At 52.1% G+C, this 18,798-nt stretch carries 21 protein-coding genes; 10 read left to right on the top strand and 11 right to left on the bottom strand.

Annotated features, from left to right (window positions below; genetic code table 11):
* Positions 1–29 precede the first annotated feature (29 nt).
* From ACNRUY_RS12250 to fdxA, 8 genes are all read left to right on the top strand, one after another.
* Positions 30–275, top strand: a complete 246-nt coding sequence (locus ACNRUY_RS12250) for a hypothetical protein (protein ID WP_488111921.1) — start codon at positions 30–32, stop codon at positions 273–275.
* A gap of 38 nt (positions 276–313) precedes the next feature.
* Positions 314–559: a hypothetical protein gene (locus ACNRUY_RS12245; protein ID WP_488111920.1), complete on the top strand. Its 246-nt coding sequence runs from the start codon at positions 314–316 to the stop codon at positions 557–559.
* Positions 560–644: 85 nt separating this feature from the next.
* On the top strand, positions 645–971 hold the full coding sequence (locus ACNRUY_RS12240; protein WP_488111919.1) for a hypothetical protein: 327 nt from the start codon (positions 645–647) through the stop codon (positions 969–971).
* A gap of 109 nt (positions 972–1,080) precedes the next feature.
* Positions 1,081–1,212 (top strand): hypothetical protein, encoded by a 132-nt coding sequence (locus ACNRUY_RS12235; protein ID WP_488111918.1) that lies wholly within the window; start codon positions 1,081–1,083, stop codon positions 1,210–1,212.
* Positions 1,213–1,224: 12 nt separating this feature from the next.
* Complete coding sequence (gene xisR / locus ACNRUY_RS12230) at positions 1,225–1,416, top strand: excisionase family protein (RefSeq protein ID WP_488111917.1); 192 nt, start codon at positions 1,225–1,227, stop codon at positions 1,414–1,416.
* On the top strand, positions 1,389–2,699 hold the full coding sequence (locus ACNRUY_RS12225) for a site-specific integrase (RefSeq protein ID WP_488111916.1): 1,311 nt from the start codon (positions 1,389–1,391) through the stop codon (positions 2,697–2,699). Before xisR ends, ACNRUY_RS12225 begins: the two co-directional genes overlap by 28 nt.
* A gap of 13 nt (positions 2,700–2,712) precedes the next feature.
* Entirely contained in the window at positions 2,713–5,292 is a 2,580-nt protein-coding gene (gene mutS / locus ACNRUY_RS12220; protein WP_488111915.1) for a DNA mismatch repair protein MutS, read from the top strand.
* 156 nt (positions 5,293–5,448) lie between these two features.
* Positions 5,449–5,772, top strand: a complete 324-nt coding sequence (gene fdxA / locus ACNRUY_RS12215) for a ferredoxin FdxA (RefSeq protein WP_488111914.1) — start codon at positions 5,449–5,451, stop codon at positions 5,770–5,772.
* A 137-nt stretch (positions 5,773–5,909) separates the two neighbouring features.
* Here the strand turns inward: fdxA and rpoS are convergent, their stop codons facing one another.
* From rpoS to ACNRUY_RS12170, 9 genes are all read right to left on the bottom strand, one after another.
* The gene (gene rpoS, locus ACNRUY_RS12210; protein ID WP_488111913.1) at positions 5,910–6,947 is read right to left on the bottom strand and encodes an RNA polymerase sigma factor RpoS; all 1,038 of its coding nucleotides are present in this window, start codon (positions 6,945–6,947) and stop codon (positions 5,910–5,912) included.
* A gap of 104 nt (positions 6,948–7,051) precedes the next feature.
* Complete coding sequence (locus tag ACNRUY_RS12205; RefSeq protein ID WP_488111912.1) at positions 7,052–7,849, bottom strand: peptidoglycan DD-metalloendopeptidase family protein; 798 nt, start codon at positions 7,847–7,849, stop codon at positions 7,052–7,054.
* A 126-nt stretch (positions 7,850–7,975) separates the two neighbouring features.
* Positions 7,976–8,905, bottom strand: coding sequence for a polyprenyl-phosphate transporter (locus ACNRUY_RS12200; protein ID WP_488111911.1), 930 nt, complete (start codon positions 8,903–8,905; stop codon positions 7,976–7,978).
* 39 nt (positions 8,906–8,944) lie between these two features.
* Positions 8,945–9,613 carry a protein-L-isoaspartate(D-aspartate) O-methyltransferase gene (locus ACNRUY_RS12195; protein ID WP_488111910.1) on the bottom strand — a complete coding sequence of 223 codons (669 nt, stop codon included), beginning with the start codon at positions 9,611–9,613 and terminating at the stop codon, positions 8,945–8,947.
* A gap of 2 nt (positions 9,614–9,615) precedes the next feature.
* Positions 9,616–10,374, bottom strand: coding sequence for a 5'/3'-nucleotidase SurE (gene surE, locus ACNRUY_RS12190; RefSeq protein ID WP_488111909.1), 759 nt, complete (start codon positions 10,372–10,374; stop codon positions 9,616–9,618).
* The gene (truD, locus tag ACNRUY_RS12185; protein WP_488111908.1) at positions 10,352–11,434 is read right to left on the bottom strand and encodes a tRNA pseudouridine(13) synthase TruD; all 1,083 of its coding nucleotides are present in this window, start codon (positions 11,432–11,434) and stop codon (positions 10,352–10,354) included. The genes surE and truD overlap by 23 nt, the downstream gene beginning before the upstream one ends.
* A gap of 75 nt (positions 11,435–11,509) precedes the next feature.
* Positions 11,510–11,989 (bottom strand): 2-C-methyl-D-erythritol 2,4-cyclodiphosphate synthase, encoded by a 480-nt coding sequence (ispF, locus tag ACNRUY_RS12180; RefSeq protein ID WP_488111907.1) that lies wholly within the window; start codon positions 11,987–11,989, stop codon positions 11,510–11,512.
* Positions 11,989–12,723, bottom strand: a complete 735-nt coding sequence (gene ispD / locus ACNRUY_RS12175) for a 2-C-methyl-D-erythritol 4-phosphate cytidylyltransferase (RefSeq protein ID WP_488111906.1) — start codon at positions 12,721–12,723, stop codon at positions 11,989–11,991. The genes ispF and ispD overlap by 1 nt, the downstream gene beginning before the upstream one ends.
* A 120-nt stretch (positions 12,724–12,843) precedes the next feature.
* The gene (locus ACNRUY_RS12170) at positions 12,844–13,116 is read right to left on the bottom strand and encodes a septum formation initiator family protein (protein WP_488111905.1); all 273 of its coding nucleotides are present in this window, start codon (positions 13,114–13,116) and stop codon (positions 12,844–12,846) included.
* 371 nt (positions 13,117–13,487) lie between these two features.
* Here ACNRUY_RS12170 and ACNRUY_RS12165 point away from each other — a divergent pair, with 371 nt between their 5' ends.
* The gene (locus ACNRUY_RS12165; protein WP_488111904.1) at positions 13,488–14,036 is read left to right on the top strand and encodes a hypothetical protein; all 549 of its coding nucleotides are present in this window, start codon (positions 13,488–13,490) and stop codon (positions 14,034–14,036) included.
* A gap of 100 nt (positions 14,037–14,136) precedes the next feature.
* On the opposite strand, the gene eno is transcribed toward ACNRUY_RS12165, so the two are convergent.
* The gene (gene eno / locus ACNRUY_RS12160; protein ID WP_488111903.1) at positions 14,137–15,429 is read right to left on the bottom strand and encodes a phosphopyruvate hydratase; all 1,293 of its coding nucleotides are present in this window, start codon (positions 15,427–15,429) and stop codon (positions 14,137–14,139) included.
* A gap of 358 nt (positions 15,430–15,787) precedes the next feature.
* On the opposite strand from eno, the gene ACNRUY_RS12155 reads away from it, so the two are divergent.
* Complete coding sequence (locus ACNRUY_RS12155) at positions 15,788–16,951, top strand: hypothetical protein (protein WP_488111902.1); 1,164 nt, start codon at positions 15,788–15,790, stop codon at positions 16,949–16,951.
* 37 nt (positions 16,952–16,988) lie between these two features.
* Here the strand turns inward: ACNRUY_RS12155 and ACNRUY_RS12150 are convergent, their stop codons facing one another.
* Positions 16,989–18,419, bottom strand: coding sequence for an NAD-dependent succinate-semialdehyde dehydrogenase (locus ACNRUY_RS12150; protein WP_488111901.1), 1,431 nt, complete (start codon positions 18,417–18,419; stop codon positions 16,989–16,991).
* Positions 18,420–18,798 lie beyond the last annotated feature (379 nt).

Below are 18,798 nucleotides of genomic sequence, written 5' to 3'. Positions count from 1 at the left end.
AAGGCGGCTGTTAGAAAAAGAAGTTGCAGATGGCATCTAACACTGCGCCATGCGCCAACAAACGGAAACAACTAATGGAAAAATACAACAGCAAATATGTTGAAAGGCTTGAAGAACTGGTTGATCTGATGACTGAGGCCGTAGAGCAAGCAGCATCCATTATTGATCCGGAAAGGACAGGTTTTGTCTCCACGGAAGTCGCTGAAAAGAACCTGTACGCTTCGATTGACGCTGCAAGCAAGCTCTATACAGACTTTAACGACGAAGACGAATAACACCGGAACATATCTCTGAGCAAAAGGTATAATTTCAAATGGATAAAGATAACATCGCTGAAAATCTCGATGAACTGGCAGATCTAGCTGAGTTCTGGAAAAAGCGGAGAAGTGAAGGCAAGTCACCTAATGGTGTCAGACAGGCAATGCTCATGGTTATAAATGAGATACAACTATATCAACAGCAGGATGCACACAATCTACTTTCCAGCCATATCAAAGGCCTGAAAAATAGAATATCTAAAGACATGCTGAAAAAAATAAAAACCAACAGTAACACCTAACCCTTCATTAGCCAACCGCCGAAGGCGTTCGGGGTGAACGTAGTTGAATGACTTGTTAGGCTGAATTTGCACAGGAATAAAAAACATGAGTGAAGTTAGAGAATGTCCGTCACATCCTGCCTACAACCTGTTTCCATGCACAATGATTGTCGCAATGTCTATGGGCAAGGTTTACGCCGATACAGGATGCGTTGTTAATTATAAAGGCGAGCTTGGTCATGGTGTAGATGAGTGGCTAGATGATTTCGCTGGCTCACTTGAAGAGCTGTTTTGTGATGGTGAGACTCTACCAAAAGAGCCTGGAGTTTATGAGTTTAAAGGCTCTGCAAGAATACACATGGTAAGTGGCTCTGACGAACCAATAACCTTTCACGGCGCATTTAATAAACTGGATGTTTCGTATTCAGCCTAACACCGGAATATACCTCACCTTAGCCAGGATGGAATTTTAGGCGTGAATTATGAGTCAAATAAAATCGGAACTACTGGAGACCGGGAGAGGTCTTAGGGAAGGAACTCCCGTGAAGAAAATTAGAGGGTTTGGGTCTGCAGCAGGCAGAGCGCTGAGGAAGAGACAGCTTGAGCTGGTCAGGCTGTCCGCCAGAAAGGTCAGCCTGGAAGCGAAGTATCAACTGCGGTTGGCGTTTGTTTAGGGAGGGGGTGATATGTCGGGTATTGAGTGGGTCACCGTAAAAAAAATGGCCGATGAAACCGGTTATACCGAAAAAGCCATTCGCGAAAAAGTTAAGCAGGGGGTTTGGCCAGAGGGACGGGTATGGCGCAAGGCTCCAGATAGTCGCTTGTTGTTCAGCAAAAAGGGGTATAACCAATGGGCAGAATCGAGGCCGCTGAGTTAGTCAAAGGGGTGCCTGGGGTTGAGATCCATGGCAACTCACTACGAATTGTCTTCTCCTATAAAGGGGTCCGCTGCCGAGAATCACTGGGGCTTGCCCCCACGAAAGCCAATGTTAAATATGCTGCCGGTCTCAGATCGGCAGTTATCCACGAAGTCAAAACCAAGAGTTTTGATTACAAGGCTCGCTTCCCAGACAGTCCAAATGCAGTCAAGCTTGGCCGTACTGACACGCTTAAAGAGATCAGGCTGTACAAGCTTGAAGGTAAATACATGGCCATCAAAGCAGCTGACATTGGTAGCCAAACGCTCCGCCGATATAAAGTCTCTTTGAAAGCATGCATCGCTATTCTTGGCAGGGATAGAATGCTGTCCAGCCTGATGCCCGAAGATATAGATAATTTGCGCTCAGACCTGATTGCAACCCGGAAACCTTCTACAGCCAATCATTATCTATCCTGCTTGCGTGGCATGCTCGCTTTTGGTGAAGCAAACCGCTATACCGACATGCTGCTGAGCGAACAGTGCAAACCCTTTAAGAAGAGCAAGCCCCAGCCAAATCCTCTGGAATTGGATGAGTACCAGCGTATTATGATGGATTCGGCGCTGCATCCTACCCATCGGAATCTGATAACGGTCGCGGTATACACAGGCTTGAGAACCGGAGAATTAAGAGCCTTGGCCTGGGAAGATGTTGACCTTGAAGAAGGCACCATCAAAGTCAGTCGCAACATAGCCAAGGATGATGACGGAGAGTTTTTCAAATTAACCAAAACAGAGAGTCAGCGAACTGTTTATCTGATGCCCCCTGCCCTGGAAGCTCTGAAAGCGCAACGGCAATATACCGAACTATTCCCTACTACGGAGATACGGGTTGAACTGGACAAGCGGACATACGATAAGCAGGCTGTTCGCCCGGTTTTTCGCCCAACCTCTGCCCTCCCACACCAGAACCACCATGCTGCTGACTCTGTATGGTATTCAGAGAGTTCCCTTGGCAGTCAGTGGAGAAAGATACTGAGAAGAAACAAAATAACCTATCGCCGGATTTATCAAACCCGCCATACTTTTGCCTGCTGGCAACTCACCGCTCATGGTAACATTGCCTTCATTGCCGATCAGATGGGACATGCGGACTACTCAATGCTGGTAAAAACCTACGCTCGTTGGATGAAAACCGAAAGCAAAAAAGAGGTATCTCGCATCTGGTCAGCCCTTCAAGGCAAGGGTCACTTTTCTGAAGAAAATGCCCCAATTTTGCCCCACGAATTGAGCGAAAACCATTAAGGCATTGATATTAATGGATAAATCAGACCTATCCAAACACACGCCCATGATGCAGCAGTACCTGCGCATCAAACAGCAACATCGTGATCACCTGGTTTTCTACCGCATGGGGGATTTCTACGAGCTGTTTTATGACGATGCCAAAAAAGCGGCTCATCTGCTGGATATCACCCTGACCAAAAGGGGTCAGTCCGGCGGTGAGCCGATTCCCATGGCCGGTATTCCCTACCATGCCGTGGAAGGCTACCTGGCCCGGCTGATCCGCCTCAGGCAGTCTGTTGCCATCGCCGAACAAATTGGCGACCCCGCTACCACCAAAGGACCGGTTGAGCGGAAGGTGGTTCGCATTCTGACCCCCGGCACCATCAGTGATGAGGCCCTACTGGATGAGCGCCAGGACAATCTCCTGGCATCGGTTAACAAACGGGAGGAACAGTACGGCCTGGCGTTTCTCGATATCAGCAGCGGCCGATTCAATGTCCTCGAAGTGTCTGGAGAAGAAGCACTGCTTTCAGAAATTGAGCGGCTGAATCCTGCCGAAACCCTGCTCAATGACGACCAGAGCTGGCCTGATTCACTGCTTCAGCGACCCGGTACCAGCAAGCGCCCCCCCTGGGACTTTGACCATCAGAGTGCCCTGGAACAGTTAACCCGGCAATTCCAGACCAAAAGCCTGGACGGATTTGGCTGCAGCCATCTTGAGCTGGCCATTGAAGCCGCCGGATGTCTGCTTCAGTATGCCAGAGAAACCCAGCGAACCGCGCTGCCCCATATCCGCGCCCTGTCCCAGGAAAACCGGGAAGAAAGTGTGGTCCTGGATGCCGCCAGCCGCAAAAACTTGGAGCTAACCATCAATATGAACGGGGGGCGGGACCACACCCTGGCATCGGTTCTGGACCAGACGGCCACCGCCATGGGAAGCCGACTGCTGAGCCGCTGGATCAACCGCCCCCTGAGAAATATGGAAAAACTTCAGGCCAGGCAGTCCGCTATTGCCGCTTTAAAAGAGGGCTTTTATTTTGAATCCTTACACCCGGTCCTGAAAAACATTGGTGATATTGAGCGGATTCTCGCCCGGGTCGCCCTAAAGTCCGCTCGCCCCAGAGACCTGGCACGGCTTCGGGACGCCCTGCAACAACTCCCGGAACTTCAGCAACTGCTCCAGACCATCGACTGCCAGACCGTCCATCAACTCTCTGCCAGCATCAGTGAACACCCTGAACTGGCGGACCTGCTGACCCGGGCCATTATTGAGAATCCTCCGGTAGTGATCCGGGATGGCGGCGTCATTGGGGAAGGCTATGACTCTGAACTGGATGAGCTGCGTTCCATCAGTGAAAACGCAGGGGACTATCTGGTTCAGATGGAGCTCAGCGAACGGGAGCGCACCGGCCTGGCCAGCCTGAAAGTGGGTTACAACCGCGTTCACGGCTATTACATAGAACTGAGCCGTCGTGAGTCCGATGATGCGCCGGTCAACTACATACGCCGGCAGACCCTGAAAAATACAGAACGCTTTATCACCCCCGAACTCAAAGAGTTTGAAGACAAGGCGCTCTCCAGCAAAAGTCGTGCACTGGCCAGAGAAAAAGCCCTGTACGATGAACTTCTGGACAGGCTGGTAGAAACCCTTGGTCCTCTTCAGGAGTGCGCCATGGGACTTTCTGAACTGGATGTTCTGACCAACCTGGCCGAAAGGGCCGACGCGCTGAATCTGTGCAGACCAGAACTTCACCACAGCCCCGGCATTGAAGTGACTGAAGGTCGTCACCCCGTGGTGGAACAGGTACTCGATGATCCCTTTGTGGCCAACAATGTCACCTTTAATACCCAGCGGCGCATGCTGGTGATCACGGGTCCCAATATGGGTGGTAAATCCACCTACATGCGACAAACGGCACTGATCGTCCTTCTGGCACACATCGGCAGTTTTGTTCCGGCATCAAAGGCCAGAATAGGCCTGGTCGACCGGATTTTTACCCGCATCGGCTCCTCCGATGACCTGGCCGGCGGACGTTCAACCTTTATGGTGGAAATGACCGAGACCGCCAATATTCTGCACAACGCCACTGAGCAGAGCCTGGTATTGATGGACGAAATCGGCCGGGGCACCAGCACCTTCGACGGCCTCTCCCTGGCCTGGGCATGCGCGCACTACCTGGCGGAATCCGTCAGGGCCTTTACCCTGTTCGCCACCCACTACTTTGAACTGACCCAGCTGCCTGATGAGTGTGACACCGTCGCCAATGTCCACCTGAATGCCACGGAACATGAAGATCGCATTGTCTTCCTCCATGCGGTTCAGGAAGGGCCTGCCAGCCAGAGTTATGGCTTGCAGGTAGCCCAGCTGGCAGGCGTTCCCCGGCATGTGATCAACCAGGCCAGGCAGAAGTTGGCGGATCTTGAACAGGAAGAGACCAACCACTCTCCTGCTGTGACCAGCCAACCCAGAGCAGACATTCTGCAAGCGGACCTGTTTGCCAGCCCTGAGCCACATCCAGCCATTGAACTGCTTGATCAAGCGGCCCCTGATGACCTGACCCCACGCCAGGCACTGGAGCTGATTTATCAAATGAAGGCTGCGGGCTCCTGACAATAAGTCAGCTCGCACTCTTTTAACGGGCGGCAGGATTGAAGCCGACAGGGTATAAGGTTATGGAAATACTGGCTACCCTGTCGCTTTACAAGTCTGATACACTTGCCGCAACTTTATACTTTTAACCGTCAGAACAAACGGAGTTTAATCACCATGACTTTCGTAGTGGGTGAAAACTGCATCAAGTGCAAATACACCGATTGCGTGGAAGTCTGTCCTGTGGACTGCTTCTATGAAGGACCCAACTTCCTGGTGATTCACCCGGACGAATGCATAGACTGCGCGCTGTGTGAACCGGAGTGCCCGGCCAATGCCATCTTCTCGGAAGACGAAGTGCCCGATGACCAGCAGGAGTTCATCGAACTCAATGCGGTGCTGGCCGATGTCTGGGAAAATATCACTGAGAAAAAAGACCAACTGCCCGATGCGGAACAATGGGATGGCGTCAAAGGCAAGCTGGAACATCTGGAACGATAACCTATCTTCGCAGGCCAGCGCTGTGACTGCTCACACTAACTATTGGCGCTGTGAACTACCAACAAAAAAAGCCACGAATGATGCACTTCATTCGCGGCTTTTTTATTTAGGGAAATTTATATGGAAAGCAAAAGAACTCAGTTAAACAAAGACTCTCCAGACAGCCCCTGCTTCTCCAGAATGGACCTTAACCGCTTGAGCGCCTCCACCTGGATCTGGCGTACCCGCTCCCGGGTCAGGCCAATCTCTTTACCAACTTCCTCAAGGGTGCTGGTCTCATAACCCCTGAGTCCAAAGCGCCGGGCAACCACCTCCCGCTGCTTCTCCGAAAGCTCTCCCAGCCAGCGATCCAGGCTGTCGTTCAGATCCAGATCCTGAAGCAGTTCCGCAGGATCCGACTCCTTGTCATCAGAGATGGTATCAAGAATCGACTTGTCCGAATCAGGCCCAAGAGGCGTATCCACCGAAGTGACGCGTTCATTGAGACCGAGCATGCGCTTGACATCCGCTACCGGCTTATCAAGCAACTGAGCAATCTCTTCAGGGCTTGGATCATGATCCAGTTTCTGGGTCAGCTCCCTGGCCGCTCGGAGATAGACATTCAGCTCCTTGACCACATGAATGGGTAACCGGATGGTCCGGGTCTGGTTCATGATCGCTCGTTCAATGGTCTGCCGAATCCACCAGGTCGCGTAAGTTGAAAACCGGAAGCCCCGTTCAGGGTCAAACTTTTCAACGGCCCGGATCAGGCCCAGATTGCCTTCCTCAATCAGGTCAAGAAGTGTCAGACCACGGTTCACATAACGACGGGATATTTTCACCACCAGTCGGAGGTTACTTTCAATCATCCGACGTCTTCCCGCCTCAACCCCTTTCCTGGCCAAGCGTGCATAGTGCACCTCTTCTTCAGGCGTCAGGAGCGGCGAAAAGCCGATTTCATTAAGGTAGAGCTGTGTTGCATCAATCGACTTGTAGAAGCCATCATCGTCTTTGCGTTGACGGCCAACACTGGCGGCTGGCACCGCTTTGGCGGTTCTTTTGCTGATCGCAGAATCGGCCTCAGCAGTCTCTACCTGCTCACCAGCACCCTCATCACCCGGGTTTGTCTGATCCTCTCCCTGGATTACATCTTCAGCATAACTGCCAAGCTCTGCTTCATCCCTCTTCGATGCCATAAGAGTCAGTCCTATCCGAAAGTCCCACTCTATGCCGGGCAACTGCAGGCTGCCTCGACACCCGTGAGATCCCTCTACTTAATAAAGCCGCTGACTTTTGCCCTTCAGCGCTTAGGCAGGTATCCCATAGGGTCGACCGGTTTGCCATTACGCCGAATTTCAAAGTGCAGCTTAGGCTCCGTCGTTCCTGTAGAACCTATTTCGGCTATCTTCTGGCCCGCTTTAACTGAGTCTCCCTCGCGCACAAACATCTCCTTATTGTGGGCATATGCACTCAGATAGCTACTGTTATGTTTCAGTATGATCAGCCTGCCATAGCCAGACAGGTCGCTTCCTGCATACACCACCTCACCATTGGCCGCTGCCTTTACAGGCTCTCCTAATTTGCCACTGATATCAATCCCCTTATTTGCGGGTGGCTTCAAAGAGAAGCGGGAGGTAATGCGCCCCTGGGCAGGCCAGTTCCAGCCACGAACGGAATAAGTTGCAGAGCTTTTAGTCCTTGCCGAACTTGTATGTTTTTTAACCGATTTAGATTTTGTGGCGGTTGTCGCAGGGGGAGTCTGACGAGCACTGGACGTCTTATGAGCAACAACCGCTGAACGGCGCACCGCCAGGTTAATACGCTGACCGGGAAAGATCGTGTAAGGGCTGCGAATCCCGTTACTCCTGGCCAACTCACGAAAATCCCTGTTATAAAGCCAGGCTATGGAGTACAAGGTCTCACCCTGCCTGACCTTGTGCTGGCCGGAAGTGACTCTGGGAGGAGACCGCAAGTCCTGAATCCTGACCTGGGCCGGATCATGACTGCAGCCAGTGGCCAGCAGCACAGCAAACAGAATCAGCATCTTTTTTGAGCAATCACTCAAAATAAAACCATTGCTTTTGTTCAGCTTGAGCACCTTATCAACCCCGGAAAACCATCGTCATCCATTCAGGACGTTATTAGCTTAGTATATAAAAAACACAATATTTACTAAAAAATATTATATACAAATAGGTGATTTCGCCTATATTGACGCACCATTTCAGTGCTTTTCCCGAGCCAGCCATTCCAAACCCCACACAAGAACCACGGCCAGAATCATCAAACCAATACCTTCAACCAGGTAAGAAGGTTGTCCGGTGACCGCTTCGTACTGGAAAGGAGAGAGATTCCCCTGAATCATGGGTACGACCTCTCCCGCGCTGTTCACACGGGTTTGAAGGGTTTCCTTCCAGGGCCACACCTTACCGAGCGCTCCCAGCATCAAGCCCGTTAGTAATGAAACCGCCAGATCCCGGTGTCGGTTCAAAAGCCAGGAGAGCACATGGGAAAAAGTCAGCAACCCAAACACACAACCTCCGGCAAAAACGCTCAGCACAACGATATCAAGACTTTTGACCGCCTCCATAACAGGGCCGTACAACCCCATCAGCAGCAAAATAAAGCTACCGGAAATACCGGGCAGAATCATGGCACAGATCGCTATCGCACCGGCAAAAAACAGCGTCAGCGGTTTTGCCTCAAGGCTCACCGGGCTTAGCACCCCAACAATGTAGGCAATCACTGCACCAGCAAGGAGCACCGCCACCGTCGAAAAATGCCACCGACTGACCTGGCGCACCATATGAAGGCCGCAAACCAGAATCAGTCCAAAAAAGAACGACCAGAGCATTTCCGGATAGGCCGTCAACAGGTAGCTGATCAAATGAGCAAAGGACAGAATGCTCAACAGAATGCCCCCAAACACACACACCAGAAAAGTGCCGTCTATTTGCTGCCAGGCAGCAGCAACCCCATTACGGAACAAGGTTTTCACCAGGCTGGGACTGATGCTTTTCAACGCACCAATCAGGCGGTCATAAATACCGGTGACAAAAGCAATGGTACCACCGGACACACCAGGCACTACATCGGCAGCCCCCATAGCCATTCCCTTGACCACCAGAAGCAGTTGTGAAGTTAGTTTTGTCATGCTCAGCCCTTAAATCACCTTACAGTTTGTCAAAGAACATCACCGAATCACACCCGCCAGCAAAGGTACAAATCGCACCGCTTCCAGCACCTGCTTTTGAAAGTCGTCTTCATACCGGGTGATCAGCACCAACTCCTGTTGACTCTCTTTTCCCACGGGTATCACCAGCCGCCCCCCTTCAGGAGACAACTGCTGCTGCAGCCCCTCAGGAATTTCTCCCGGCGCGGCCGTCACAATAATGCCATCATAGGGGCCTTCTTCCGGCCAGCCCATCCCACCATCAGAATGGCGAAGGCGGACATTTCTGAGAGACAGCCGGGTAAGGCGCCTTCGGGCCTTTTCCTGCAGAGGGCGAATGCGCTCAACGGAATACACCCGGTCGACCAGTGAAGCCAGAACCGCCGTCTGATAACCTGAGCCTGTGCCGATTTCCAGAACCCGGGATACCCCTTTCCCAGCCAGAAGAGCCTCAGTCATTCGGGCGACAATATAGGGCTGCGACAGTGTCTGGTTATGGCCAATGGGCAGGGCGGTGTCTTCATAAGCACGATGAGCCAGGGCTTCATCCAGGAATAAATGCCTGGGTACTGTTCGCATGGCGTCCAACACCCGTGAAGAGGTTATCCCCTGATCCACCAGGCGCTGGATCAATCGCTCCCGGGTCCGCCGGGAGGTCATGCCAATGCCGTCAATTTCCAGATCCTTCATTGTCAGGCTCCCAGCCAGTCGTCAACCTGTGACAGTGTATTATGATCCGTTTTGTCATACTGCAGCGGAGTGACCGAAACAAACCCATTGGCAATCGCATGAAAGTCCGTGCCTTCTCCTGCATCCCGGGCTTTGCCAACACCACCGATCCAATACGCCTTATTGCCTCTGGGATCAGTCACCTGAACCGGGGGCTTTGATCCCAGTCGATGACCCAGCCGGGTGACTTTCATCCCCCGGATACTGTCCCACGGACAATCCGGCACGTTCACATTAAGAATCGTCCCCTGGGGCAATTGAAGTTCATCCAGCCTGGGAAACAGCTTCAGAAAAACCTGTGCGGATACTTCCAGATTCCAGTCCTGCCGCCCGCAGGAGGAAATAGCCATGGCCGTTTTTTCCATAAAGCGTCCCTCCATGGCTGCCCCCACGGTTCCTGAATACAGCACATCATCCCCAAGGTTGGGCCCCCGATTAATGCCTGAAATGACTCGCCGGGGAACCTCCTCCAGGAGTCCGTTCACTGCCAGATTGACACAGTCAGCAGGCGTACCGTCCACACTGTAAAAGCCATTACTGTGTTCCTTGACACGCAGTGGACGGTCCAGCGTCAATGACTGGCCAAATCCGGAACAATCGCCATCCGGCGCCACCACACGACAGGTTTCAACCACTTCCTCTCCCAGGAAGTTCAGCACGTTATGGAGCTGTGACAACCCCGCAGCCGTTACGCCATCATCATTGCACAGAAGCAGAGCCATCTTCCGCCACCTCCCTGAACGCCATCAACTCCCTTAACACCGAGGTGGCAAAGCACCCTTTTGGAAGGCGAAAACGGATCAGCAAACTGTGCTCATCCCACTCCCAGCTCATATTCTCCGGGATCACCCGGGTAACTCTCCGCTCCTGTTGCAAGCCTGCCTGCTCCAACCCCTCGCATAAAGAGGGAGAGCACTGAGCAATGGACTGCTCCAGCGCCAAAGCCTGGTCAGATACCTTTTGCAGGCCCCGCCCCCACAAAGGGGCCGTAGGACTCAGGTCACCGGCTTCCAGCCTGGACGACAGGCTCTCATCCAGGGCATCGAAAATCAAACTGTTGCTGTCCCGAAAACCTAGCACATCCCCTGCCAGGTAGTTCCTCCAGAGTCCCCGATCTATTCGTTCGGAGACGACCTGATTAAACAACCAGGAGCGTGCAGCGGACAAATAAACCGACCGTTTATTTCGCTGTACCCTGAACCGGCCGGAAAACATCGCCAGAGCTCTGTCTACATTTCGGCCTTCATGACCAAAACGCTGTTCTCCATAATAATTCGGCACACCTTGCTGAAAGATTTGGTTTAACCGTTTCTCCACATCTTCCCGCTCAGCCTCCACCTCTCGGAGCCGGATCGTGAAACGGTTACTCTTAAGAGCCCCCGTCCGCAGCTTTTTCCGGTGGCGGGCCTGCTTGAGAATCTGAACTGTATCCGACTGAAAACCCTGCCAGTCCGGGTCCGGCTGCCCCGGTAATGACAGACAGAACCATTGACGGGTAACCCCCTGACGATCCTTTCTTCCGGCATAGCTGACAGCCTGTCTTCTGACCCCGGCGTGCCTGGCCAGAAGCCCCGCCACCCAATCGGTATTCTCTCCTTTTTTTTCAATCAGGAGATAGAGGTGCTCGCCCTCGCCCTCCGGCTCAAAGGGAAGCTCCTCATCCACACAGAAATCTTCCGGCTTCTGCTTAAAAAGACAATGGCCCACTGGGCCACCCAGGGCAAAGCTCCAATCCATGGATAATGGAGAGGGACTTTGCTCCACAGTATCATTAATGCTCATTCAGGCGCCTGACAGGGAGGGTAGTAAATGGAAAATAAACAACAATAGACGGGTAATCACTCAGAAGAAACCGATTTATCCAGCACTTCTTTCCAACAAAACAACGGCATGAACCGCGATGCCTTCTTTTCTTCCGGTATAACCCAGTTTCTCAGTAGTGGTGGCCTTCACATTCACAGCGGTCATATCCAGCCCCATATCGTCACTGATATGACGCCGCATCTGTTCAATGTGGGGTGCCATTTTCGGGGACTGGGCAATAATGGTGCTGTCAATGTTCAGTGGCTTCAGGTGATGGCTATCTAATAGTGCCATTACGTGGCGAAGCAGCTCTCGACTGTCGATACCACGGTAGCGGGGGTCGGTGTCAGGAAAGTGGTGTCCGATATCCCCCAGCCCTGCGGCCCCAAGTAAGGCATCGCAGAGGGCATGCAACAGTACATCACCATCAGAATGTGCAATCAGCCCCTGGGAGTGAGGAATTCGAACGCCCCCCATAAACAGGTGGTCCCCTTCACCAAACCGGTGGACATCAAAACCATGACCTATGCGCATCAGGAAATCTCAATTAATTTTGACTGCTGTTCAATATACAGGGCGGCCAGTGCCAGGTCCGCTCCACGGGTGACCTTGATATTATCCGCATGTCCTTCAACCATCAGCGGCTGATGTCCTGCGTACTCCATGGCACTGGCTTCATCAGTGACCGGCACTCCGTCTTTCACCGCTTGCACCATAGCGTCATACAGCCGGTGCATTTTAAACATCTGAGGCGTCAGTGCATGCCAGAGAAGCTCCCGGTCCACGGTCTCAACAATCTCCCCCGTTGAGCGGGTGCGTTTCATGGTATCACGGACCGGACTGCCCAACAGCCCCCCGACCGGATGATCATGCAACTGTTCAACCAGCCACTCCAGGTCCGACCGCCTGACGCAGGGCCGGGCAACATCATGAACCATCACCCAGTCATCCGGATCCGCCCGCTCAAGCAGAACCTCAAGCCCATTCAATACCGACTGATAACGCTCACTGCCTCCTTCTGCAAGCAGTATCCGCTTTCGGCGCAGTACCGGGATTTCCTTGTAGGCCTCATCATCCTTACCCAGCACCACAACAATCTGTTCCAGCAGGGGAAATTCCAGCAAGCGCCCAATGGTATGCTCCATCAAGGGCTTTCCCCGAATTTCAAGATACTGCTTGGGGATATCGACATTCATCCGCCGCCCCACCCCGGCCGCGGGAACCACCGCCCAGTAACGGGGCTGTTTCATTTTGCCTGCAGTCGTCACTCTGTCACCCCTGCCCAAACCGCTTTGAGTCCTGTTACATCATTGAGCCCATCACAAGCCCTGGGGAGAAACCTGCGGATCATCATCCCACCGGATACACCGTCAGTTCCCGCTTCTGCATCAATCATAGGTAAGAAAAAAAGTCTCATCACGGCGAATCATCCCCAGTTCCTGACGGGCGCGCTCTTCCACCGTTTCCATGCCCTGCTGGAGCTCAATCACCTCTTTCGCCAGCAGGCCGTTTCGCTGGTAAAGCCGTCCATTTTCAAGCTGCAACCGTTCCAGTTGATCCTGAAGGGTCATCAGTTCAGCAATACTGCCTTCCCCCACCCAGAGCCTGGCCTGCAGATAAACCAGCGTAAGCGTCAACAGGGCAATGGCCAGTTTTTGCATAAAAAAACATTCCAGGTTAGTTTAAGGAAGCCGCAGATACGCCTGAGGGTAGGCTGGGTCAATTTTAACAGAACCGGAACCTCAAACCTATATCCTACTACTGTCCATTGCCCCGTACTCAGCCAATACAGTCAATTCAGCCCCAATGGCTAATCATTGCTGGCTCCAGGCAAGACTTGCCTGATTACCGCCCTCCCTCTCAGAACAGTCCCCCCCCTTCCATTCCCAATAGCTTCAACAAAAAGACAGACCCGCAGACTTTTCCCAAAAAATGTAAAAAACCTCATTTGAACTATGATGATTGAGCCAAACGATCCACTTCTTCAATTAATCCGTTATTTCTTCAACCCATTTTTGCTCGTGACAAAAGAATGAAATCCGTATTGAAATTAATGCTCCCCCTGACGCTTTTATCTTCCGCCCTATGCAACGCTGACTTTGACAAAAAAGACAAAGGCTTCAGTTATTCTCCTCCTTCTGCCAGCGCTCAAGATAAAAAAAATACAGTAACGATTGATTTTACCAGGTTCATATCCCTGGAAATGCTAAAAAAAAGAATCGATTGTCTGGAAAGAACGGGCGAACAATTAGGCATTCAACAGGGAGGTGTTGCGCCCATATCCCAGGAAATAAGACAGATAGATGCCCTTAGAGTATTTATTGATGGACAGTACCAAACTGCGTTTCTGACAACGACCAGAGACGACAATCAATTTATCTCCTATGAGCTTCAATACCATCAATACTGCGTCAGTTTTGATAGCAGAAAACCCAAAACAAATTATACCCTGACAAAAAACACCGCACAGAGTTCAGTGCCTGTAAACCTGAAAATTGAAGAAGGAATGATGACTGGAGAAACGCTCACTTGCCCAGGCTTAACCGGTACTTTTGTCATACAAGAAACAGTGTATTTTTAATCATGGGAAAGCGATGCATCAGGGGTCAGCTTCAAAAAAAAAGCGGGACAGGAGTTTAACTCCCGCCCCGCCTGAAAACACACTATTTACCTACAGCCAATCAGGCACGCTTGAATTCAGCCATGCCACGGTAAGGCGCCTTTTCACCCAGCTGCTCTTCGATGCGCAGCAACTGGTTGTACTTGGCTACGCGGTCAGAACGGCACAGGGAACCGGTCTTGATCTGGCCAGCGCAGGTACCTACCGCCAGGTCAGCGATGGTGGCGTCTTCAGTTTCGCCTGAGCGGTGAGAGATTACTGCAGTGTAACCCGCATCTTTGGCCATCTTGATGGCTTCCAGAGTTTCGGTCAGGGAGCCGATCTGGTTGAACTTGATCAGGATGGAGTTGGCAATACCTTTATCAATCCCTTCCTTCAGGATCTTGGTATTGGTCACGAACAGGTCATCACCCACGATCTGAATCTTGTCACCCAGGATCTTGGTCTGATAAGCAAACCCGTCCCAGTCAGACTCGTCCAGGCCATCTTCGATGGAGATGATCGGGAACTCTTCAGTCAGCTTAGCCAGGTAGTCAGAGAACTCATTGGAAGAGAAGACTTTGCCTTCGCCCTTCATGTTGTACTGACCATCTACGTAGAACTCGGAAGCAGCACAGTCCATAGCCAGAGTGACTTCTTCACCCAGCTTGTAACCCGCAGCAGCCACCGCTTCCTTGATCACAGCCAGCGCTTCAGCGTTGGAAGCCAGGTTAGGTGCAAAGCCACCTTCATCACCCACGGCAGTGTTCAGGCCCTTGCCAGACAGCACTTTCTTCAGGGCGTGGAAAATTTCAGCGCCCATACGCAGGGCTTCAGCAAAGGTCTTGGCGCCAACAGGCTGAACCATGAACTCCTGGATATCAACGTTGTTGTCGGCGTGTTCACCACCGTTCAGGATGTTCATCATTGGAACCGGCATGGAGAACTGGCCAGAAGTACCGTTGATGTCAGCGATGTGTTGATACAGAGGAATATTTTTGTCAGCAGCGGCAGCCTTGGCGGCAGCCAGGGAAACTGCCAGGATGGCATTGGCGCCCAGCTTGGACTTGTTTTCGGTGCCGTCCAGGTCGATCATTTTCTGATCCAGACCACGCTGATCATTGGCATCAAAGCCAACCAGGGCTTCACGGATAGGGCCATTGATGTTGCCTACCGCTTTCAGGACACCCTTGCCCAGGTAACGGGACTTGTCCCCATCACGCAGTTCAAGCGCTTCACGGGAGCCAGTAGACGCACCGCTTGGAGCACAGGCAGTGCCAAAAGCGCCAGACTCAAGAATGACATCAGCTTCGACAGTAGGATTGCCACGAGAATCGAGGACTTCGCGTGCCTTGATTTCCTTGATAGCGGTCATGGGATACTCCGGGTGAAGAATTCGGAAATTTCAATTCGAGAACGAGATACTGCCCGCAGAGTAGAAACAGCCTGACGCCAGCAGGAATCAGCAGCGGCCTAACAACAGCCTGAGGGTTCAATGGCCGCGGGCAGCGGCAACTATACCACTGACAACGCCTGTGTCAAAGACCTGTACCACCGCTCAACACCGCGTCATCACTGAGCTTGAGCAACTTATGACACTCTTTGTGATCGGCCGTAACACTCCTGTTATCCAGCGGTTATTTTGCTGGAAAATCAGCCCGACTATCGGCCACCGTTAACTTCCCCCACCCTTTGCCGAAGACCTTCCTGATAGCCACCCTTCAGGAGCAAACATGGCTCACTCCATTCCTCATTCCAGCGGAGATTTCTATCGACTGGGTCGGTCATCGGACATTTCCGTCAATGTCACTGATACTCAGGACAGCTCTCCAAAGAGGGCAGCCTCCACCCCTAACTTTAACCGTCACAAAGTGACTGAAGCCCCCTCCGGTCAATGCACCGTTACTTTCAACATCAAGGGAAAAGAACTTTCCTGCGACCTGGCCCGGGGTGCTGTCACCCGACTGAATGCTCCTGAATACCCGGACTTGCATAACCGACAGGTGTTTATACCGGAAAGGGGAGGCAAAGCCATCATTGCAGAATCCGCCCAGAATACCCTCTTCAGGAACGGTGATATCCTGCTTGAACGGTCCAATCGCCCGGGCCTGTGCAAACTGATTAACAGCAGCAGTGACACTTACATTGACAACATTCAACCAGGCTCGGTCTACGAGATAGGGAATAAAACGGTATTCGTACCTGAACACAAAAGCAGTCCACCGGTTGTGGCCGAGCAAGGGGAAACGTTGTTTCAGGTCAACAAGAATACCTGCCTGTCCATTGCCTCTGGACGCTGCCATCTCACTCTCTGCGATACACAACAAACAGCGAAGGTGACACCCGGCCAGGTCACCCATATTCCAGGGCACCCGGACATTCCCCAGCTGTTCATCCCCGCCAGCCACCCGGACCGTCCTGTGATCGCCCGGGACCATCACCAGCTAATCCCCCAGGATGACAATACCGTGTTTGAAAAGCCCGTAAACGGCAAAGGCCCCTGCCATTTTCACCGAGGGGGCAAACAATGGTTAATTGAGCGCTCACAACTTGGAAAGGCCCCCATTGAACTGACCGACGCATCCAGGGAAGGCTCCACCCAAACAACACTGACAGTCTTTTTTCCTAAAACAGGAAAACCCGTTATGGCCAGGGATGGGAATCACCTGATCAAACTGGGCAAAGAAGACGAGGCCGTCGTCTACCAACCCAGAAGCAATGGCTTTAACTACGTAGTCTCAAAACAGCAAACGCCCTTTCTGATCACTCCAGACGGCTACTTCGAACTGGAATACGGTAAAGAAGCAAGGTTGAATATTGGGAGAGGCAGAACCTTGATCGCCCGAGCCGATAATGATGGTGGCCTTTCTTACCGGATTGATAGAGATCAGCAATAGAGAGAAAAGCATCGCTTCTCTCTCTGTTCATCGAGGTTTAACCAATACCCCCAAAGCAGAGATACTTGGTATCCAGGTACTCATCAATGCCCTGACGGGCACCTTCACGACCAAAACCAGACTGCTTCACCCCGCCAAAAGGTGCCAGTTCGGTGGAAATAATGCCCTCATTAATCCCCACCATTCCGTACTCCAGCGCCTCAGCGACCTTCCAGATCCGGTTGATATCCCGACTGTAGAAATAAGCCGCCAGCCCATAAATCGTATTATTGGCCTGCTGAATCAGATCCTGATCTTCCCTGAATCGAATGACCGGAGCCACCGGACCAAAGATCTCTTCCTGAACAATGGCCATGTCCTGGGTCACATCGGTAAGCACCGTAGGCTCTACAAACAGCCCATCCTGGGCATTTCCTCCCAGAGCAAGAGTAGCCCCTTCCCCCAGAGCGGTTTCAACCAGCCGGGTAATACCTTCTTTGGCATTCTGATCAATTACCGGCCCCACCTGAATCCCTTCATCCAGACCGTTGCCCATTTTCAGCGCCTTGACCCGCTCAAGAAACTGGCTCACAAACCGGTCATAGATCCCTTCCTGAACATAAATACGGTTTGCACAGACACAGGTCTGGCCAGCATTGCGGAACTTGGAGGCAACAGCACCCTCCACCGCCCGGTCAATATCCGCATCGTCAAACACAATAAACGGGGCATTGCCCCCAAGCTCCATGGAGGTACGTTTCACCGTCCCCGCACACTGGGCAATCAACTGCCGCCCCACCTGCGTCGATCCGGTAAACGACAGTTTTTTGATCAATGGACTGTCACAGAAAATCTCGCCCACCCGCCGTGCCGAGTGATTCACCACCAGCTGCAGCAGATCCTTTGGAACTCCGGCCTGATAAGCCAGCTCAACCACCCCATAGGCGGACAATGGCGTCTGGTTGGCAGGCTTGCCGATAAAGCTACAGCCCGCCGCCAGGGCCGGAGCGGCCTTGCGGGTAATCATGGCAATAGGAAAATTCCAGGGTGTGATGGCCGCAGCGACCCCCACCGGCTGCCGGATGGTGGTCAGCCGCCGATCCGTGGTGTGGCCGGGAATGGTTTCCCCATAAGCCCGCTTACCCTCTTCCGCAAACCACTCAATAAACGACGCACCATAAGCGACTTCCCCCATGGCTTCAGCCAGAGGCTTACCCTGCTCCATCGTCATGATCCGGGCCAGATCCTGCTGATTTTCCATCAACAACTGATACCAGCGATTCAGAATAACAGCACGTTCTTTGGCGGTGGTTTTCTGCCACTGTTTCTGGGCGCTGTGAGACCTTGAAATGGCCTTATGAATGTCAGACTCTGACTGGGTGGGAATATGGCCAATCAACTCACCGGTCGCCGGATTTTCAACCGCCAGTGTGCCCTCAGACGGCTCACACAGAAAACCCGTCAGAGTCGGGTTACGGACGCCTTTCATAAACAATCCTCATTCCAAATGCCCATGGAGATAAAGCCGTGCCCTCCATGACAAACGGAGGAAACAAACGATTGTTACTGGTAAAAAAGCCTGAAGCTTATACAAAAACAGCCGCTATTTTTATAGTTCTTGACACAACACTGCACTGTTTGAATTATTGAACAAACCCTAATACAAAAACTCACGAAAAATCAACCACCCCATCAAAACCCCGGCTATATTAACTCCCCTTGCATCTGGGTCTATAACCTGATCATTTTCACTCACCAATCGTTCGTTATTCACAACGGCTAATTTCTCTCGCCTCCCAAACACCCTCCATAAAAAAACCCACGTCATCAACGTGGGTTTTTAAAAATAAGCTCAACCTTCTTCAGAC

The sequence above is a fragment of the Endozoicomonas sp. Z74 genome (assembly GCF_057680865.1).
Note: the sequence above shows the minus strand (reverse complement) of the source record. Positions and strands in the feature narration are given on the sequence as shown.

Excerpts from the sequence above, each read along its gene's own strand:
- ACNRUY_RS12245 (WP_488111920.1), top strand. The coding sequence starts at position 314 with ATGGATAAAGATAACATCGCTGAAAATCTCGATGAACTGGCAGATCTA.
- mutS (WP_488111915.1), top strand. The coding sequence starts at position 2,713 with ATGGATAAATCAGACCTATCCAAACACACGCCCATGATGCAGCAGTAC.
- ACNRUY_RS12195 (WP_488111910.1), bottom strand. The coding sequence starts at position 9,613 with ATGAAGGATCTGGAAATTGACGGCATTGGCATGACCTCCCGGCGGACC.
- ACNRUY_RS12225 (WP_488111916.1), top strand. The coding sequence starts at position 1,389 with ATGGGCAGAATCGAGGCCGCTGAGTTAGTCAAAGGGGTGCCTGGGGTT.
- ACNRUY_RS12250 (WP_488111921.1), top strand. The coding sequence starts at position 30 with ATGGCATCTAACACTGCGCCATGCGCCAACAAACGGAAACAACTAATG.
- truD (WP_488111908.1), bottom strand. The coding sequence starts at position 11,434 with ATGAGCATTAATGATACTGTGGAGCAAAGTCCCTCTCCATTATCCATG.
- ACNRUY_RS12155 (WP_488111902.1), top strand. The coding sequence starts at position 15,788 with ATGGCTCACTCCATTCCTCATTCCAGCGGAGATTTCTATCGACTGGGT.
- ispF (WP_488111907.1), bottom strand. The coding sequence starts at position 11,989 with ATGCGCATAGGTCATGGTTTTGATGTCCACCGGTTTGGTGAAGGGGAC.
- ACNRUY_RS12200 (WP_488111911.1), bottom strand. The coding sequence starts at position 8,905 with ATGACAAAACTAACTTCACAACTGCTTCTGGTGGTCAAGGGAATGGCT.
- ACNRUY_RS12165 (WP_488111904.1), top strand. The coding sequence starts at position 13,488 with ATGAAATCCGTATTGAAATTAATGCTCCCCCTGACGCTTTTATCTTCC.
- xisR (WP_488111917.1), top strand. The coding sequence starts at position 1,225 with ATGTCGGGTATTGAGTGGGTCACCGTAAAAAAAATGGCCGATGAAACC.
- ACNRUY_RS12170 (WP_488111905.1), bottom strand. The coding sequence starts at position 13,116 with ATGCAAAAACTGGCCATTGCCCTGTTGACGCTTACGCTGGTTTATCTG.
- ACNRUY_RS12240 (WP_488111919.1), top strand. The coding sequence starts at position 645 with ATGAGTGAAGTTAGAGAATGTCCGTCACATCCTGCCTACAACCTGTTT.
- surE (WP_488111909.1), bottom strand. The coding sequence starts at position 10,374 with ATGGCTCTGCTTCTGTGCAATGATGATGGCGTAACGGCTGCGGGGTTG.
- eno (WP_488111903.1), bottom strand. The coding sequence starts at position 15,429 with ATGACCGCTATCAAGGAAATCAAGGCACGCGAAGTCCTCGATTCTCGT.
- ACNRUY_RS12150 (WP_488111901.1), bottom strand. The coding sequence starts at position 18,419 with ATGAAAGGCGTCCGTAACCCGACTCTGACGGGTTTTCTGTGTGAGCCG.
- rpoS (WP_488111913.1), bottom strand. The coding sequence starts at position 6,947 with ATGGCATCGAAGAGGGATGAAGCAGAGCTTGGCAGTTATGCTGAAGAT.
- fdxA (WP_488111914.1), top strand. The coding sequence starts at position 5,449 with ATGACTTTCGTAGTGGGTGAAAACTGCATCAAGTGCAAATACACCGAT.